We start from the raw sequence: 18,576 nt of genomic DNA, 5'->3' as shown, positions 1-18,576 counted from the left end.
TTTGTATTAAAGCGCAATCGTAGCGGTGCCACCTGCCAGTGCATCCACACTGTGAGCCAGGCTGATCACCGTACGGCCCGCCAAACGTTGTTCCAAACGGCAGCATATGCGGTCGCGCAGGGCTTTGTCGACACCGGTGAATGGCTCGTCCAGCACGAACACGGTCGCAGGGCTTAGTAGCACTCGCGCCAGCGCGATGCGCCGGGCTTCGCCGCCAGACAGCAAATTGCCGCCACTGCCCAGCCAGGTATCCAGCTGGGCCGGCTCTTCGTCAAAGCGGTCTCCCATCTCGACCAAGTCCAGCACTTGCCACAGATCGTCATCGCTGGCCTCCGGGTTGGCCATTTTCAAGTTCATGCTTAAAGTGTCGTCAAACAGATAGGTTTGCTGAGTCAGGTAAGCAACCGGAAGGCTGCTAACGCTGCCGCTTGATGGGTGTATTAGCCCGCTTAAAGCGTCTGCCAGAGACGATTTTCCGCTGCCTGACCGGCCAGTAAAACCGAGCCACTCCCCGGGCTTCAGCTTGATACTGAGAGGGCGAGCCAGCAAAGGCTGACTGTCGCCGTAGCGCAGCTGCAAATCATCAACCGAGACCGCAAAATCGCCGTTATCAGGCGTTTCCAGGTCAGTTGTCTTCGCCAAGGTGACACCGCCGTGCCCAGCGCTTTCTGCGGTATCGCGGTTCAAGCGCCGGGCAGAGGCCACTGTGCCGCCAAGGCGGGAAAATGCGTCGGGCAACACGCCATACACCTCGCCCAATCCCAATAAAGCGATAGGCAGCAAAACCAGCACCGGACCCGACAGCATTTGCTGCTGGTACAAGCTAAATCCCATCCACAGAGCCACCACCACTGCCAGGTTTATCAACAGGTTCGAGCCTGCCAGGTGCCAGCCAGCTCGAGCCTCAATAGTGCATTGCTCACTGGTTAACTGTTCGGCCTGCTGCATCAACAAGGCGCTGTGGTCACGGGCATGGCCTGCAGCGGTGAGCTCTGCATAACCCTCAATGTGCTGAACCAACTGACTGCGTAGCGTGTCTTGGCGTTCACTCTGAGCCTGAGCCAGGGTATGGGTGCGCAGGTAGACAGCGCCTGTTGCCAATGCAAAAGCCAGGCCCAGGCACGCAGCGACCAAAACGCCGGTTTGTACACTAAACACCGTCGCGGCCAGGATAATAACCCCAACACTTACCAGCGCCGCCAGGGACGCAGGAGCAAGTAGGCGCAGGTAAAGTGTATCCAGTGCGTCTACATCGGTGAGCAAGCGTGACAGCCATTGTGCGCCCGTCATTGGCGAGCGCTGGCTGCGGGGCACAAAGGCCAGACGTTTAAACAGGGTTACCCGAATGTCTGCCAACAGTCGTAGCACGGTTTCGTGATTGTAAATTCGCTCCAGGTAGCGGAATACGGTACGCGAAACTGCAAACAGGCGAATGGCCGAGCCGGGCAGATACAGCTCGATCGTGGCCTGAATACCCATGGCGATCAATAAGCCAACCAGAGCTGTTCTGGTGATAAACCACCCAGACAACGCCAACAGAGAGATACCCGCAAGCAGCGTAACTAGAATCAAAAAAGCGCCAATCAGTAAGCGGTTACGGCGGTGGAAAACCAACTGCAACCAGGGGCGCAGAGCATCAATCATGGTGACCTCCTTCAGCAGTGGCCTGCAACCGGCCATCTACCACCTGCAGTACCCGGTCAGCCAATGCGAGCAACGCCGTGTGGTGACTGGAAAATACCAGGGTTTTTCCTTGCTGCTTCAATTTGGACAGGGTTTGCACAATGTGCTGTTCGCTGTCGGCATCCAGCGCTGCTGTGGGCTCATCCAGCAGGATCAGGTCATAATCTGCCACCAGAATACGCGCCAGGCTCAGGCGCCGTGACTGCCCACCCGACAAGCCCTGGCCATCTTCCATTACTTTGCTGTAAATGCCCTCTGCGCGTTCAGCAAGCAAAGGGCCCAGGCCAACCTGTGCCAGCGCGTCAGCTATCTCACTATCGCTGGCCTGCGGTGCGGTTAAGCGCAGGTTGTCGGCCCAGGTGCCATCAATCAAAAAGCCTTTTTGTCCTAACCAGCCAAACGCTTGCTGGCCCGGGGCTTTGTCAAAAATGGTAATGGCACCGCTTTGTGGGGCAATAAATCCCGCAATCATATTCAGTAAGGTGCTTTTGCCACCTCCGGAGGGGCCCGTTAGCGCAAGGGCCTGGCCGCGGCCAACGCTGAACGACACCCGGTCAAACAGCAGCTTGTTTTTGCTAAAGCCAGAGCCGAAGCCAACGCTGACGTCTTGAACCATCACCCCGGTGCTGTTCTGCGAAGGAGCAGGGCGAACCCGCTGGCCAGTCGACTCTGACGCTTTAAGCCGGCTGAAAATTTCAGCGCCGGCACCCAAAGCGGATGCACGATCGTGATAGTGCTGTGACAACGTGCGCAAGGGTTGAAAGAACTCCGGTGCCAGCAGCAACACCAATAAACCGGAAAACAGCGTTAAATCCGCTGCCGGGCCAAAAACGATGGAGCCCAACAGACCAAAGCCGATATACATGGCTATAACGGCGATGGCCACAGACGAAAAGAACTCCAGCACGGCTGACGACAAAAACGCCACCCGCAGGGTTTTCATAGTGATAAACCGGTATTGGTCCGAGCGCTGTTGCAGAACCTCGGAAGCGGGGCCAGTTTGCTGAAACAGTTGCAAAGTGGTCAGCCCGCGCACCTTATCCAGAAATTGGCCGGACAGGCGGCTGACGGTTTGAAAGTGCTGTTGATTCAGTGATTCAGCGCCCATACCTACCAATGCCATGAACAACGGAATCAGGGGTGCCGCCAACATTAAAAATATTGCCGCTAGCCAGTCTAACCAGAATACAAACGCTAAAATCATCAGCGGTAGCAGGGTGGCAATCAGCATTTGCGGCAGAAAACGTGCGAAGAAACCGTGCAGAGCATCAACGTGGTCAAGCCACTCGCGGCTATGGGTGCCAGCAGAAGACTGGTTCAGGCTTACCGGCCCGGTGGCTTGCCAACAATCGTTAAGTTGCTGACGTACCTGTTGGCGCACCTGCTGGCTGCAGCGCGACGCCAGAGTGGTTTGCCAGCCCTGAGCCAGCGCCCGCAGCCCTAACGTGGCCAATAATCCCAGAAAATACGGTGTCAATGCAGTCAAAGCGACTTTTTCCACCAGGCCCTGGTGAATAATCGTGGCTAACAAGGTCATTTGTACAATGGTAGCAAAGCCTGCAAACAAACCAGCTACCGCCGTTTTGATGACGCTTTTGCTGTGTGTCTTGGCCAAGCCCTGTAACCATTGATTCACTTCTGCACTAAGTGGTGCCGGCGACGAATCACCGGTACCACCGTTATTCAAGGCGCTAGTGTTTCGCGCATCGGGTTCAGCCACTTAGTGGTATCCCTCGGCGCGTACTTTGCCGCGGAATACCCAGTAGGTCCAAGCGGTGTACACCAGCACAAAGGGAATAACAATTAGTAGACCGACCAGCAGGAACAACTGCGAACTGTAGGCCGACGCGGCATCCCACAGGGTGTAGTTGGGCGGCACCAGGTAAGGCCAGCGGCTTACAATTAGCCCCAGATACGTCGTGATGAACAGCCCCATGGTGGCTACGAACGGCATACCTTCAAGTCGGTTGCGCACAGAGCGGAAAATCTGAAACGCAAACAACAAGGTCAGAAACGGCAGTACCCAAATCACGGTCAGGTTTTCGAACCAGCGGTTACGCACCATGTCATCCACGAACGGTGTCCATACACCAATAATCCCGAACACAACCAAAACCGCCGTAAGAAGAGGCAAGGTGATCTTGTATGCCCATTCTTGCAGCCGACCTTCGGTTTTCTATGATCAGCCAGGTGGAGCCCAAGAGTGCATAGCCGGCAATCAAGCCAAGGCCAGTCATAATGGTGAACGGCGTTAACCAGTCCATCGCGCCACCGACGTAAACTCGATTGGCGGTTTCATAACCTTGAATGTAACTCCCTACCACCACACCCTGCGCAAACGCTGCCAAGGTAGAGCCGCCGGCAAACGCCCAATTCCACAAATAGCGCGAGCTCTGCGCCTTAAAACGGAATTCGAACGCAACACCCCGAAAAATAAGCCCGGCCAGCATCAGGAACACCCCGATGTACAGAGCGGGCAACAATATGGAGTAAACCAGAGGAAATGCCGCAAGCAGCCCGGTACCGCCAAGCACCAGCCAGGTTTCGTTACCGTCCCAAACAGGCGCCACCGAATTCATCATGGTGTCGCGATCGGGTTCCGAGGGCGCGAAGGGGAACAAAATCCCCACGCCCAGATCAAAGCCGTCCATCATCACATACATGATTATGCCGAAACCGATAATGAACGCCCACACCAGTGCTAAATCAATCATTCCCATGATCAGTGTTCTCCTTGGGTAACCGGCCGCCCTGTAATTTTACCAATTTCAAATTGAGTGTGCGCCGCAGACAGAGGACGTTTCGGCCGTTCGGTCAATGACTCAGGCTTTTCATAGTCTGCCTCGAGACCTTCAAACAAAACCCGCATCAAGTAGTAAAGACCGGCCGAGAACACCATCGAATACACCACCACATAACCAATCAGAGTGAACAGCGCCATAGTGCCGGTCAGTGACGGTGTAATGGCTGCTGCGTAATCGAGCATGCCGTACACCAGCCAGGGCGAGCGACCAGTTTCAGTCACAAACCATCCTGACAGTACCGCAAGAAATGGTGTAATACTCATGACGCGCAGACTCTGCAGAAACCATCTTGTGCGCCAGAATTTGCCACCACGACGCAGGACCAAGCCCGTCAGCGCGACCAGAATCATTAGCAGACCAAGGGCTACCATCACGCGGAACGACCAGAATACGATCGCAACCGGAGGCTGCTTATCAACCGCGACTTCATTCAGGCCCAAAATCTCGCCGTTCCAATCGTGGGTGAGCACGAGTGACGCCAGGCTGGGGATACCAATTTCGAAATGATTGGTCTGGTTTTTCTGATCTGGAATAGCGAATAGCAACAGAGGCACGTTAGTCCCGGTTTCCCAGTGGCCTTCCATCGCGGCCACTTTCATTGGCTGGTGCTCAAGTGTGTTCAAACCGTGAAAATCACCAACGACCGCTTGAGTCGGCGCCACTATTAACAGCAGCCACAAACACATAGACAGCGCTTTCCGGTTGGCATCTACTTCGCGACCCTTGAGCAGATACCAGGCGCTCACGCCGGCGACAACAAAGCCACCCGTTAAGAACGATGCCAGCACCATGTGGGTAAAGCGGTAGGGGAAGGAAGGATTGAAAATCGCTTCAGTCCAAGACGTCACGTAAAAAATGCCGTCACGCAGTTCGACGCCTGCTGGTGTGTGCATCCAGCTGTTGGCCGATAGAATCCAGAAGGTCGATATGAAGGTTCCGGTCGCCACCATAATGGCGGCAAACAAATGCACACCGGGCGGGACTTTATTACGGCCAAACAGCAAAACGCCCAGGAACGCAGCTTCGAGGAAGAACGCCGTTATCACCTCATAAGTCAGCATCGGCCCCAGAAAGTTGGCAGTCGCTTGGGAGAAATTGCTCCAGTTTGTACCAAACTGAAACGACATAACAATTCCGGACACCACGCCCATGCCAAAAACCACGGCGAAAATTTTGGTCCAGAATGAGGACAGGCGAACCCATGATTGATTGCCAGTTTTAAAGGCCAAGCCTTCCAGTACGGCAATATAAGAAGCAAGACCCACAGTAAATACTGGGAAAATGGCGTGGAAAGAAACCACGAATGCGAATTGTATTCGCGACAACAGGATGGGATCGAGTTCCATAGAACCTCCGGTAACTTCACACACAAGACCACGGGGCTTATGCCCCTGGCGCCGACAGCCTTTGGTACTTTTAGTGTTGTTGTTACCAGCAGGTTATTGCATCGTACTAGCTTATACAGACGCGCGCGTCGGACAGATTGTCGCACCCATGATCTATATTAAGAGCCGAAGACTGCGACGCACTCGAACTATAGCTTAGCTAGAGAAATTAACACCTTACAGGCGTGTCACGAATGGGATTTTACCAAGAAAAAATACTCCCGCACCTGATTTCCAAAGTATGCGCCAGTGAAGGCCTGATGGCGCTGCGCCAGAGCCTGGTGCCCAGGGCAAAAGGGATTGTGCTGGAAGTGGGAATGGGTTCGGGCATCAACCTCGCGCTATACCGGTCCAATGAAGTTGCGCGGGTATACGGCCTGGAGCCGTCGGCCGGGATGCGCCACAAAGCCATCGACAATGCCAACCGATCACCAGTGCCCCTAGAATGGCTGGATTTACCAGGCGAGGAAATTCCGCTGGCAGACGCCAGCATAGACACAGTCGTGCTCACCTTTACGCTGTGCAGCATAGCCGGCTGGGAAAAAGCACTGATCCAAATGAAAAGAGTTTTGCGCGCCGATGGCAAATTGCTGTTTCTGGAGCACGGCGAATCACCGGATGCCAAAGTTCAGCGCTGGCAACACCGAATAACGCCGGCCTGGAAGCGCATTGGCGGCGGCTGCCACCTGAACCGACCCATTGCCGACCTGATCCGCAGCGCAGACTTTGAAATCGTTGAGCTAGACACCTTCTATCTAGCAAAAGCGCCGCGCATTGCCGGCTACATTTATCGAGGTGTTGCGGTGCACTCAAAACAGATCTTTTAAATTAGAAGCCAATCCGAATTGCGTTACCGAACGTGGCCTTATACAATTCCTCGCTCAAAAACATCCCCTCGAAATGCTCCGATGGTGGAATAGGTAGACACAAGAGACTTAAAATCTCTCGACCTCACGGTCGTACCGGTTCGATTCCGGTTCGGAGCACCATTAGAATCAATAAGTTATAAAATTACTCTTCAGTCCTCTCCATCGCCGTCTTTCTCATGTAAACAGTTAGATGTGCAGCATCCCTCCAAAAATTTGCATTCTCGATACGTAATGGGCTTGGTCAGAAAACCACTCCACCGCATGGATAGTCTCACACGAAAACCGTCTAGTAGTGATCCTGCAATCGCGTCCATAATAGTTCGAACTTTCCAAAGCTGTAACTGTATGCAGTCTTGCTGTGCGAGCGAAAACGAGAGGTCAGGCGATTACTTGGCGACACTGGGTGGAATGAGCTAAGCTCTTGTTAACGTGCGGATTTAAGGCCTCAAGATCAAAGATGGATGCGGATTTATGTGGAACGCCCTTATTTTGCAATATCGCGGAACGCGGTCTAATAACTATTAGGCACCCAAATATGGATGAAGATATCCGTAAGATTCTTGAGCTGATGGAGGTCTCGTTTAGAGATTTCGAAGAGGCTATGCGGGAAAAACCCAATCTCGTCCGGAAATCGTTCGGCGAGGTTTACCGCTTTCAAGAAAAGGACATCTACCAGGCTATTATTCAGAAGCTGGCGCATGCTCAAAGTACGTTACGAGCAGCTCTAGTCTTGCTTGAACATGGGTTCGTGCACGAGCAAGCTGCTGTGCAACGGGTTTTAGATGAGGCAAATGAGGACATCCTATTCCTCGTTTATGCAGTCACCAATGACAGCATCACAGAGCTACACGAAAAATTCTTGACTGTTTTTTGGGAGGAGGAGTTTAACGATTCAGGCGACCCACTCACGTCGGAGCAGAAGCGCCCAATGGTCTCGAGAAAGAAAATCAGGGCTTACATAGCGAAAATAGAAGGGGTGGAATTATACCTCAGCCGGGGAGTCGAGCTGGCTCGATCAATTAATAAAGCATACTCAGGTTTTGTGCATGGGGCATCCCTCACATTATGGATAAATATGGAGGGTACCCGCCAAGGTTTCACATCAAGGGAATGCTTGGCACACCTCGCATCGAAGAGCATGCGCGCGACCTATGAAATTATATGTATAGGACATTTATATCGCACATCCTCGTCGCAAAAGCGCTAGGTGCTGGCAAGCATGCGAAAATAATGACCAAGTATCTTAGGCATTTTGAAAAGAATGCTGGCAAAGATTATGGCCCAAATGCCTAACCAGTCATTCCAGTTCGCTCCGGCCCTGACGGGCCCCCGCCGGACGGCCTTTTCTCCGCTTCGCTACGCAAAGACCGCCGCTGAATATTGGTGTTATGCATTAAAAATAAGGAGTCAGAGATGAATTCTAGCCATATCTTTTGGCCCGTCCTGGCACAGGTTTTCCTGACCTTAGCGATGTTTGTCTTTCTTGGTGCGAGAAAGGCCAGGGCTGTGAAAACTGGCCAGGTTAACCGGCGACAGGCAGCATTGGATAGTCGGGTATGGCCGGAGGACGTGGTCCAAGTTTCCAACAATATTGCCAATCAATTTGAAGTCCCGGTCCTTTTCTATGTCCTTTGTCTGGTTCTCGACAGTATTCACGCTGCCGGAACTATTGCGGTCGTTCTGGCTTGGCTCTTTGTCGCTAGCCGGTACGCCCATGCATACGTGCACGTGGGTTCAAACTATGTGCCAGTGAGAATGCGCCTTTTCATTTTCGGGTGTTTGGTGCTTTTGGCTATGCTGGTGATAGCAGTCTGGAAATTGGCCGGCAAAACCGTTGCCCCATAACGCCTCAATCCGCGACGCCCAAGCTGCAAAATGCTTGAACGGCACTTGCCATTTCATCATCAGGTGAATGTGTGGGTTTTCTCCCAGCACTTCGCCTGTTTCCTTGTCTAGGGTGTCAGGGCTTTCTGCCACCCACAAATAGGCCAGCGGCTCTGCTGTAAGGCGTATGGGTGTATATCAGGTGATTTTCAGCATGCGCTGATTTCAAAGTACACACGCCCATAACCCCGTTTCTCCGCCGGTCGATGATTTGCAGAGAGCTTTTAGAGGGACCATTGGTTTACTTATGTAGCACATCATTAGATTGCTTGGTAAGTTAGTGCTTTAGGCGTTGGCGTTACTGGCGTAATGACTAGAACCGTGTAACGTAAAGGGCTGTCCGCTAACCGGACCATAATTTCAGGAGTGCATTTGTGTCTAAGTCTGAGCAGTTTGCCAGCGACAATTACAGTGGTATTTGCCCGCAGGCCTGGGCCGCTATGGCCGAGGCCAACCGGTCGGACGAACCAGCCTATGGTGAGGACATCTGGACCCAGCGGGCCTCTGATGGCCTGCGCGCGCTTTTTGATACCGACTGCGATGTCTACTTCGTCTTTAACGGCACCGCCGCCAATTCGCTGGCGCTGGCCTCTATCGGCCAGTCGTTCCACAGTGTGATCTGCCATGAGATGGCGCACATCGAGAACGACGAGTGCGGAGGGCCGGAGTATGCGTCCAATGGTGCCAAGCTGTTGCTAGGGCATGGGCCCGACGGCAAGCTGACGCCAGCCAGCATCGAGCAGCTGGTGACCAAGCGCAGCGACATCCACTTTCCCAAACCTAAAGCCCTGAGCCTCACCCAGTCGACGGAGCTGGGTACCGTTTACACGCCCGAAGAACTGCGTGCCATCCGAACAGTGGCCGATCGCCATAAGCTCAGTATTCATATGGATGGCGCCCGCTTTGCCAATGCGGTGGCGGCGCTGGACGTACATCCTTCGGAGATTACTTGGAAAGTGGGCGTTGATGTTCTGTGTTTCTCCGGCACCAAGAACGGCCTGGCGCTGGGTGAAGCGGTTGTGTTCTTCAACCGGAAACTGGCGGAAGATTTCGAGTGGCGGTGCAAGCAGGCCGGACAGCTTGCGTCGAAGATGCGCTTTATCTCTGCGCCTTGGTGCGGTTTGCTGGCAGACAATGTCTGGCTGGACAACGCCCGCCATGCCAATGCCTGTGCAAAAAGACTAGCCGATGGGCTGGTGGGGCTGCCGGGAATTGAGCTGCGCCACCCGCGCCAGGTGAACGGTGTGTTCGTGGAGTTGCCGGAATTGGTCCAGACTGCGCTCCGCGCCAAGGGTTGGCGGTTCTATAATTTTATTGGTGGCTGCTCACGTCTGGTGTGTTCCTGGTCCACCACCGACGCCCAGGTGGACAAGTTTCTATCGGACTTGCGCGCACTGGTGTTATAAATCCGCCGTTGTTGAATTGAGAAAAGCAGCTTCACTGGGTTGTCACAAAGTGCTTGACCACTTCAGGATGGGCAAAAGACAAGACCTGACCCTGAATACTTTGACCGGACATACACCAGACTAGCCGCTTAACAAATCAAAGCACTCGGGTGCAGTGAAGCTGCGCCAGTGTTTGAGGCGTTATATTTCAAGGAGTGATTTTTGGAACTCGTCATGGTCGTTAAGGCCATGGCTGTTTTCGTCGGTTCACGGTCTGGCTTTTAAGGAAGTTCGGATTTCACTGAACCAGGACGATATTCGCGCCACTATCGCCCAGCACACTGATGCAGGAAAAGTCCCTTTGCTTCAGGACGGTGATTTGACCGTCTGGGATTCGCTGGCAATTTGCGAGTACATTTCAGAGCAGTATCTGGATGGCGGCGGATGGCCGTTGAGCGTATTCGGCTTTAGGGTTTTGCGAGCGCCCAGGTAATCCTCAAGGGTAGGGTTCCACTCGCATTTGTCGAAAAATCTCTTGTGTCCTTACGTAGAAAAAATCGATCAAATAGTAGCGGATTTCTTCCAACAACTGCAATATTCACTTTCTAGGAAGTAATCGTAACCGTTTGTTTTATAAGTATTATTAATACAAAAACCAACGTCTTCAAAGAAGTACGAAAATAACTTAAACTCTTTCCAGCTGGTCACGATAGCTTTAACTTAACGGTCTCGTGTTTAGTAGACGCTTTTCAATTTTCCTCCGAAACAACGCTTTCCTGACTTTAAAGCGGTTTTTATGTCTTGATCGCATTCATTCTCCCGTTATGCAATTTCAGCTAAACGCGAACAAGCCACTTGATGTTCTTTGGACAACACCTGCAAGAGGGGCTTTTGTTGCGCGCACCCTTTGTTAGCATGCGGGCAACGGGTTCGGAAAACACAGCCTGAAGGCGGGCTGATCGGAGAAGGTACATCCCCCGTTAATAACTGAATTTTCTTACCACGCTCTACTTTTGGGTCGGGTACTGGTACGGCTGATAGCAATGCCTTGGTGTACGGATGTTTGGGATTATCGTAAAGCGCACGTTTGCTGGCTAACTCGACGACATTGCCCAAGTACATCACCAAAACGCGATCTGAAATGTGTTTTACCACACTCAAATCGTGCGCGATAAACACCAAAGACAACCCCATTTCCGCTTGTAACTCTTTTAGCAAGTTGACCACCTGAGCTTGGATCGATACGTCCAAAGCAGACACCGGCTCGTCGCACACGACTAATTTAGGTTTCAGAATCAAAGCGCGCGCAATACCGATTCGTTGACATTGGCCACCGGAGAACTCATGTGGGTAACGGTTAATCACATTGGGTAACAAGCCTACGCGATCCATAATCTTACGAACTTCAGCTTTCACCGCGTCTTTTGAAAGCTCTGGTCGAAACGTATTGAGTGGTTCGGCGATAATGTCCCCTACCGTCATACGAGGGTCCAGAGACGCCAAAGGATCCTGAAAGATCATTTGCAGCTCTTGGCGTTTGCTGCGCAGTTGTTTTTTATCGAGATTCGTTAGATCTTGGCCAAGCCACACCACATTACCTTCGGTAATGGGCACAAGACGCAGTAAAGCGCGGGCGAGAGTCGACTTACCACAACCGGATTCGCCGACTACGCCAAGGGTTTCGCCGGCGTAAATGGTTAAATTGACGCCATCGACGGCTTTTACCGCTTGGCCTTTTTGCCAAGGCCAAGCGTTATCGGATTTGATATTGAAGTGGACTTTTAAGTTGCTCACTTCCATTAGAATGTTATCTGAGGTGTTCATTAGGTAACCCACCCATCCAGGGGTTTATGACAAGCACGTAGCTGACCCGGTGCAAACTCTTGCAATGTCGGCATACGTTCTAAGCAGCGCTCTTTGGCGAATTCACAGCGCGCGTGGAACGGGCAACCCGGTGGCAAATGTAATAAGTCAGGTGGATTTCCCGGAATGGTAGACAGCATATCGTCATCGGCGTCCAGGCGCGGAATGGCGTTTAGCAGACCTTGCGTATAGGGATGTGTTGGTCGATAAAATATGTCTTCTGCGGTACCGTATTCCATGGTTTGTCCGGCGTACATCACCAATACTTTGTCACACAATCCTGCAACCACGCCCAGGTCATGAGTGATCATGATGATGGACGTATTGAAGTCGTCTTTTAATTCGTTCAGCAAGGTTAAGATCTGCGCTTGCACGGTGACGTCGAGCGCCGTGGTTGGCTCATCGGCAATCAGCAACTTAGGTTGACACAGCAGCGCCATGGCGATCATTACGCGCTGCCTCATACCGCCGGAAAATTCGTGTGGGTACATTTTCATGCGTTTGCGCGCTTCGGGCATTTTGACGGCGTCGAGCATCTTGACCGAGGCCTCAAACGCCTCGGCTTTACTCATGCCTTTGTGCAAAGTGAGCACTTCCATCAGTTGCTTGCCGACTTTCATATAAGGATTCAAAGAGGTCATTGGATCTTGAAAAATCATCGCAATTTCTTTAGAACGAATGCGATTCATTGCTTTTTCATTCAGGTTAAGAATATTTTGCTCGTTAAAGCGTGCTTCCCCTTCGATAACGCCATTGCCGGCTAGCAATCCCATCAGCGCAAAGGCGGTTTGGCTTTTACCAGAACCCGATTCGCCAACAATACCTAAGGTCTCGCCTTGTGCCAAAGTGAAATTCAGGTCATTCACCGCTGTCACAAAACCATCTGGCGTTCTGAAATTCACTCGTAAATTTCTGACTTCTAACAAATGCTTTGTCTGTAATACGCTCATAGGGTTTCCTCCTTAGCGGTCTTTTGGATCAAGCGCATCGCGTAAGCCATCGCCGAGGAAGTTAAAACAAAACAGAGTAACGACTAAGAAACCGAGCGGCCAAGCCAATTGCCAGATGGCAATTTCCATGTTTTGAGCACCTTCTGATATCAGCGCGCCCCAGCTGGTCATAGGCTCTTGAACCCCTAAGCCTAAAAAGCTGATAAAAGATTCCAGCAAAATCATGTTCGGTACCAGCAAGGTGGCGTAAACCACCACGATACCGAGAACGTTTGGCACAATGTGACGCAAAATAATTTTCGGCGTTGATACGCCACACGCGTGAGCGGCCTCAATATATTCTTTGTGTTTCAAACTCAGGGTTTGACCGCGAACGATCCGTGCCATATCGAGCCATGAAATAGCGCCGATGGCGACAAAAATTAAAAAGATATGACGACCAAACAAAGTCATCAAAATAATTACAAAAAACATGAAGGGAAAGGAGTTCAAAATCTCTAGAAACCGCATCATCACACTGTCGACACGCCCACCAATGTAGCCAGACGTGGCACCGTAAAGCGTGCCAATGACAATCGCCACGGCGCTGCCCATGATGCCAACCAATAGGGAAATTTGTCCGCCTTGCATGGTGCGAACAAAAATATCGCGTCCCAGGGAATCTGTTCCAAAATAGTGGCCATTTTCTATGTTTGGACGACCTAATACCGAAATATCAGAGAGCGCTTCCCAATCGATGTCTTCGTAATGCCATTGGCTGAATAGTGGCGCTAATAGGGCAATGGCAGCAATTAAACAGAGCACAACCAAGCTGATCACCGCGGCCTGGTTAGAGAAAAAGCGACGACGTGCGTCTTGCCACAAACTGCGACCTTCTACGTCTACCACTTTTTCGGCGAACTGTGCGACGGCCTGAATTTTGTCTTTCGTAGTAATCACAATAGCAAGGCCTTAGTAGCGGATTTTCGGGTCAATAACAGCGTATAAAATATCGACAATGGCATTGAAAAGAATCGTGAGTGTGCCAACCAAAATGGTGACCCCCATAACCATGGAGTAATCGCGATTCAAGGCGCCATTGATAAAGTGCTGACCAATACCGCCAGTGCCAAAATACACATCGACAATGACTGACCCTGTCACAATGCCGACAAACGCAGGTCCAAGGTAAGAAACGACAGGCAGCATGGCGGGACGCAACGCGTGCTGGAGAATAATGCGATATTTTGGCAAGCCTTTGGCCCGCGCGGTGCGGATAAAATTGGAATGCATGGTTTCAATCATGCTGCCGCGAGTGATGCGGGCGATCTGTGCAATATAGCTGGTGGACATGGCGATCACCGGCATAACCAAGTAAGGCCATGCGCCGCCGTTCCAGCCTCCGGGTGGTAGCCAATGGTTATAAATTGAGAAAAACAGGATACACAAAGGAGCCAGCACAAAATTAGGTAATACAATTCCCAGGTTAGCAACGCCCATGACACTGTAATCCAACCACGAGTTCTGGCGCAGTGCGGCGGTAATGCCGCAACCCACGCCAATAGTCAGCGCAATGAGAAAAGACCAGAGGCCAATTTCTGCAGAGACAGGAAAGCTCTGAGCAATCAGTTCGTTGATTGTGAAATCTTTATAGCGAAAGGAAGGGCCTAAATCTCCTTGCAGCAAGCCACCTAGATAGTAAAAAAACTGGTTAATAACCGGCTCATCTAGATGATACATAGCGTTAATGTTGGCCAAAACTTCAGGCGGTAAAGCCCGTTCGCTGGAAAAAGGGCTGCCTGGCGCGGAGTGCATCAAGAAAAAAGAGATCGTAATCAAAATGAACAAGGTTGGAATAGCTTCTAAAATGCGCTTTAAAATAAATGTAAACATAAAAATTACCGAATCAGACGCGTTGCGTGACGACTAATGCAAGGAAACCGCATCGAGTTCAAGAAATGCCCAGCGCCGAGACGCTAGGCATTATTTTCAGGACACACTACAAACGCCTTAGTGCTTGATGATGTACATATCACGAGCGTAAATGTTGTCTTCAGGGTTCGGCATGTAGCCGCCTAAGTAGCTTTTTATTAGACGCTTTTCGGTATATTGGTAAATAGGCGCGACCGCCATGTCTTGCTCAATGGCAATTTCTTCCGCTTTGTTGTAATTCGTTGCTGGCTTTTGCATGGTACGAGCTTCTGTTAATAGCGTGTCGTATTCTGCATTGCTGTATTTGCCATCGTTGTTGCCGTGGGTTGTTGTTAACAAATCTAGCATGGTAGACGCTTCGTTGTAGTCACCCACCCAACCTGAGCGAGCGACATCAAATTGCTGATGTTTTTTTGTTTCTAGATACGTTTTCCATTCTTGGTTTTCCAAAATGACATTGACGCCCAACGTCTTTTTCCACATAGAAGCAATCGCAATGGCGATCTTTTTATGGTTTTCGTTGGTGTTGTAAAGCAAGCTGAAGGACAGCTGGTTATTCTTATTAAACCCTGCTTCTTCCAATAGTGCTTTAGCTTTTTCGTTACGTTCTTTTTGTGTCCACGTTGCATACTCGGGCGTTGCGGGTGAAAAGTCGTTTACCACTTCGGGCGTGAAAGAGTACGCTGGAAGTTCACCGGTGCCGGTTACAAATTTTGTGATCACATCACGGTCAATTGCGTAGGACAAAGCTTTACGTACTCGCACATCATTGTAAGGTGCTTTGGTTATATTGTATTGGTAGTAATATGTTCCCAATTTTGGCGTGACGCTGACTTCATCTGGAATGTCACGCATGAGCTGCTTAAAGTGATCATTTGGTAACTCGTAACTAAGGTCCATTTGACCTGACTGGAATCGCTTTAACTCCGCATTTGGAGATTCAATCGGCAAATAAGTGACTTCGTTGATGATGGTTTTGGCATCATTCCAATAGTGGGTATTGCGAGTAAATTCCATTTTTTCATTGACGATCCACGCGTCCATTTTATACGCGCCGTTAGACACCATGTGCTCCGGTTTTGTCCAGTCGCTTCCCCATTTTTCGACGACTTTTTTTGGTACTGGAAACATGGTTTGATGGGACGTCATTTTGACAAAGTAAGGTACAGGACGTTCAAGGGTAACTTGGAAGGTATAAGCATCAATTGCCTTTACGCCCAGTGACGAAGGCTCGGCTTCACCCGCGATGATTTTAGTGGCATTCACAATGGAAGGAATTTCCATGAACCATGCGTAAGGTGAAGCAAGAGCTGGATCAACGGCGCGAGTAAAAGCGTAAACAAAGTCTTCAGCAGTGACCGGGTCGCCGTTAGACCATTTCGCATCTCTGCGAAGGTGGAATGTGTATTGAGTGTTATCAGCGTTTACGTCGTAACTTGTTGCAACACCAGGGACTTGGTTCCCATCGCCGTCTTGGTTATACAAACCTTCGAACAGATCACGTGAGCGTATAGAACCCGGCGTACCTTCGATTTTTTGTGGGTCCAGTGTTGCTGGCTCGGAGCCACCACCGCGAACAAGTTCTTGCTTTGCGGCTAATTCTACGCCGGCGGGTACGTTGGCTGCCTGAGTTTGCATAGCGATAAATGTAGTGGCAATAATGGCACTGGCGAGCAATGTTTTTTTCATCTTGATAATGTCCCTTGTTAATCAAATTTTGTGTGTGCGTTTTTTTCAAATTCAAGGACTTTATCTTTGCTTATTTTTATTTGTCTTACGTTTCCACAGTTTCTCATTTTACTTAAGGTTACAATCAAAATTGCGTGTACAAGTTGTACGTCTAACAAAGATAAAATTCATACGCATGTGCTAAAAAATGAATTTTTATGCCTATAAGGCTTGAAAATACTATGGGTTCGGATAATTGGATCCTTGATTCTTGATATAAATCAGAACAAAGGTAATTGGCATCGTGATAACACCGTTTGAACAAGGTGTATTTGGTAACTAATATTGGCCCTTGCTTTGGTAGGGAAAGCACTCAGATCGACACCGCTACTCCCAACTCATGCAACGCTCTTGAGCAAAGTTCCTTGACCATTTCCTAGTACTATCAAATGAACGTACAATATTTTATATTTTTAAGCAATAATACCTACTTGTCATAGGGTATTCATTAGGCAGGCTCTGATATAACGCAGAATTATGCTGAGTAGGAGGGAATGAAAAAGAAAACAAGGAGTGCTTGTCTATGGATGACTTAGTGAATGACTTGTTCATATATATACGCCGACAGTAGAGTCTTCATGGTATAGGCACAACATGAAGTGGTGGAATGGATGTGACCAGCCCAGTGAAGGCATGGCAATTCATTAAGCCCATCCCTGAAAAGCGTTTTAGGCTTGGTGTCGTTGGTGGTAAGTACGGGTTCGGGTATAACCTAAGAACGTTCCATGTCTCGGTCAGAAATCCTGACCGAATGACCCTGAAATGGTTCGTTTACGACCCAGACAATGCAGAGCTTCACCGTTCATCGACGGAGCAGGGAGCCAAGCTGTTCGTTGTCGACTAAACTCACGTCACCAGGCTATGCACCGGTGAAAAACCGACGCTTTGCTGCGGCTTTGTGACCGGTGCATAGCGGGCGTAAGTGGCTGAAACGCCAGTACCATCGTCTTGAACCATACTTGACCCACCGCCCACAACAGCAGAAAGAGAGAACTTCATGTCGAGACCTGGCTTCGTAATCGGACAAATCACTGTCAAGGACTATCCGGAGTACATTGACAAATACGGCATGCCGGTTGCTTCCTTAGTGACAAAGTATGGCGGTGAGTTTCTCGTGGCGAGCCGCAGTGCGGAAGAACTCGAAGGTGAATGGTATGGTAATTGGACCGTTGTCGTTCGATTTCCTTCGAAAGACGCTGCTCTCGCTTTCTATAACTCGACAGAATATGCCCCGCTTTTAGATGCAAGAACGAACAAACTGTCGAATGGTGGGAATCTAGTCATCGTCGAAGGCTTGCACCACATGCTTTACCCCAATAAGTGAACGTAAGAATGGCATTAGCGTCCGGGTGGGATAAGGATATACGCCAGACTAGTCGCTAAAAAAATCAAAGCACCGGATGCAGTGAAGCTGTGCCAGTGTTTGAGGCGTTATATTTCAAGGAGTGAATTGTGGAACTCGTCATAGGGAATAAGAATTACTCGTCATGGTCGTTAAGGCCATGGCTGTTTTTGTCGGTTCACGGTCTGGCTTTTAAGGAAGTGCGGATTTCACTGAACCAGGACGACACTCGCGCCACTATTGCCCAGCACACTGATGCAGGGAAAGTCCCTTTGCTTAAGGATGGTGATTTGACCGTCTGGGATTCGCTGGCAATTTGCGAGTACATTTCAGAGCAGTATCTGGATGGCGGCGGATGGCCGAGTTCCGTTCGCGCACGAGCAGAAGCAAGATCCTGCAGTGCTGAAATGCACTCTGGCTTTCCAGCAATTCGCGGCCAATTGCCAATGAATTGCCGCGCGATCGGGCGCAAAGTCCCTTTCAATGCGACTCTTGAACGGGAGTTAGCTCGGATAGATCAAATCTGGTCACAGTACCGAGAAACCTATTCGAGTGTTGGTCCTTGGTTGTTCGGTGAGTTCTCTATTGCAGATTGCATGTTCGCTCCAGTTGCGTCGCGATTTAAAACCTATGGGATCAAAGTCTCGACTGTATCTGCAGAATATATGCACTTCATTCTCGACCATGAACAAATGGGCGAGTGGGTTAGGCAAGCTCACGCTGAACCTGAAACCATAGACGTGGACGAGGTAGGAATATAACAATCACGGGC

General features: G+C 50.5%; 16 protein-coding genes, 1 tRNA gene and 1 pseudogene. 8 read left to right on the top strand and 10 right to left on the bottom strand.

Annotated features, from left to right (window positions below):
* Positions 1–6: 6 nt before the first annotated feature.
* The 4 genes and pseudogenes from cydC to ABA45_RS09700 form a co-directional block, all read right to left on the bottom strand.
* A complete protein-coding gene (cydC, locus tag ABA45_RS09715; RefSeq protein WP_048385694.1) occupies positions 7–1,644 on the bottom strand; it encodes a thiol reductant ABC exporter subunit CydC in 1,638 nt (545 codons plus the stop codon).
* Positions 1,637–3,403: a thiol reductant ABC exporter subunit CydD gene (cydD, locus tag ABA45_RS09710; protein WP_048385692.1), complete on the bottom strand. Its 1,767-nt coding sequence runs from the start codon at positions 3,401–3,403 to the stop codon at positions 1,637–1,639. The genes cydC and cydD overlap by 8 nt, the downstream gene beginning before the upstream one ends.
* Positions 3,404–4,403: pseudogene (gene cydB / locus ABA45_RS09705) on the bottom strand (cytochrome d ubiquinol oxidase subunit II).
* Between the two features lie 2 nt (positions 4,404–4,405).
* Positions 4,406–5,833, bottom strand: coding sequence for a cytochrome ubiquinol oxidase subunit I (locus ABA45_RS09700; RefSeq protein ID WP_048385691.1), 1,428 nt, complete (start codon positions 5,831–5,833; stop codon positions 4,406–4,408).
* A gap of 233 nt (positions 5,834–6,066) precedes the next feature.
* Here ABA45_RS09700 and ABA45_RS09695 point away from each other — a divergent pair, with 233 nt between their 5' ends.
* The 6 genes from ABA45_RS09695 (at position 6,067) to ABA45_RS18565 (ending at position 10,503) form a co-directional block, all read left to right on the top strand.
* The gene (locus ABA45_RS09695; protein WP_048385689.1) at positions 6,067–6,699 is read left to right on the top strand and encodes a class I SAM-dependent methyltransferase; all 633 of its coding nucleotides are present in this window, start codon (positions 6,067–6,069) and stop codon (positions 6,697–6,699) included.
* A 75-nt stretch (positions 6,700–6,774) separates the two neighbouring features.
* A tRNA-Leu gene (locus tag ABA45_RS09690) sits at positions 6,775–6,861 on the top strand.
* Between the two features lie 415 nt (positions 6,862–7,276).
* The gene (locus ABA45_RS09685; protein ID WP_048385687.1) at positions 7,277–7,948 is read left to right on the top strand and encodes a hypothetical protein; all 672 of its coding nucleotides are present in this window, start codon (positions 7,277–7,279) and stop codon (positions 7,946–7,948) included.
* Between the two features lie 206 nt (positions 7,949–8,154).
* The gene (locus tag ABA45_RS09680; protein WP_048385685.1) at positions 8,155–8,586 is read left to right on the top strand and encodes an MAPEG family protein; all 432 of its coding nucleotides are present in this window, start codon (positions 8,155–8,157) and stop codon (positions 8,584–8,586) included.
* Positions 8,587–8,999: 413 nt separating this feature from the next.
* The gene (locus ABA45_RS09675) at positions 9,000–10,031 is read left to right on the top strand and encodes a threonine aldolase family protein (RefSeq protein WP_048385683.1); all 1,032 of its coding nucleotides are present in this window, start codon (positions 9,000–9,002) and stop codon (positions 10,029–10,031) included.
* 154 nt (positions 10,032–10,185) lie between these two features.
* A complete protein-coding gene (locus ABA45_RS18565; protein ID WP_227506002.1) occupies positions 10,186–10,503 on the top strand; it encodes a glutathione S-transferase N-terminal domain-containing protein in 318 nt (105 codons plus the stop codon).
* 329 nt (positions 10,504–10,832) lie between these two features.
* Here the strand turns inward: ABA45_RS18565 and oppF are convergent, their stop codons facing one another.
* The 6 genes from oppF to ABA45_RS18910 form a co-directional block, all read right to left on the bottom strand.
* A complete protein-coding gene (gene oppF, locus ABA45_RS09670; protein WP_048385681.1) occupies positions 10,833–11,834 on the bottom strand; it encodes a murein tripeptide/oligopeptide ABC transporter ATP binding protein OppF in 1,002 nt (333 codons plus the stop codon).
* Positions 11,834–12,823 (bottom strand): ABC transporter ATP-binding protein, encoded by a 990-nt coding sequence (oppD, locus tag ABA45_RS09665; RefSeq protein WP_048385679.1) that lies wholly within the window; start codon positions 12,821–12,823, stop codon positions 11,834–11,836. The genes oppF and oppD overlap by 1 nt, the downstream gene beginning before the upstream one ends.
* Before the next feature lie 12 nt (positions 12,824–12,835).
* Positions 12,836–13,762 carry an oligopeptide ABC transporter permease OppC gene (oppC, locus tag ABA45_RS09660; RefSeq protein WP_048385677.1) on the bottom strand — a complete coding sequence of 309 codons (927 nt, stop codon included), beginning with the start codon at positions 13,760–13,762 and terminating at the stop codon, positions 12,836–12,838.
* A gap of 12 nt (positions 13,763–13,774) precedes the next feature.
* Positions 13,775–14,695 carry an oligopeptide ABC transporter permease OppB gene (gene oppB, locus ABA45_RS09655; protein WP_048385676.1) on the bottom strand — a complete coding sequence of 307 codons (921 nt, stop codon included), beginning with the start codon at positions 14,693–14,695 and terminating at the stop codon, positions 13,775–13,777.
* A 117-nt stretch (positions 14,696–14,812) separates the two neighbouring features.
* Entirely contained in the window at positions 14,813–16,423 is a 1,611-nt protein-coding gene (locus ABA45_RS09650; RefSeq protein ID WP_048385674.1) for an ABC transporter substrate-binding protein, read from the bottom strand.
* 885 nt (positions 16,424–17,308) lie between these two features.
* The gene (locus ABA45_RS18910; protein ID WP_157035540.1) at positions 17,309–17,461 is read right to left on the bottom strand and encodes a hypothetical protein; all 153 of its coding nucleotides are present in this window, start codon (positions 17,459–17,461) and stop codon (positions 17,309–17,311) included.
* On the opposite strand from ABA45_RS18910, the gene ABA45_RS09640 reads away from it, so the two are divergent.
* Both ABA45_RS09640 and ABA45_RS09635 read left to right on the top strand, forming a co-directional pair.
* Positions 17,460–17,786 (top strand): DUF1330 domain-containing protein, encoded by a 327-nt coding sequence (locus ABA45_RS09640; RefSeq protein ID WP_053076163.1) that lies wholly within the window; start codon positions 17,460–17,462, stop codon positions 17,784–17,786. The genes ABA45_RS18910 and ABA45_RS09640 overlap by 2 nt on opposite strands.
* Positions 17,787–17,914: 128 nt before the next feature.
* Positions 17,915–18,565: a glutathione S-transferase family protein gene (locus ABA45_RS09635; protein ID WP_048385671.1), complete on the top strand. Its 651-nt coding sequence runs from the start codon at positions 17,915–17,917 to the stop codon at positions 18,563–18,565.
* Positions 18,566–18,576: the final 11 nt, after the last annotated feature.

The sequence above is a fragment of the Marinobacter psychrophilus genome (assembly GCF_001043175.1).
In the GTDB taxonomy this organism is placed as follows: domain Bacteria; phylum Pseudomonadota; class Gammaproteobacteria; order Pseudomonadales; family Oleiphilaceae; genus Marinobacter; species Marinobacter psychrophilus.
The sequence above is the reverse complement of the archived record's forward strand: the minus strand, read 5'-3'. Positions and strand labels throughout refer to the sequence as shown.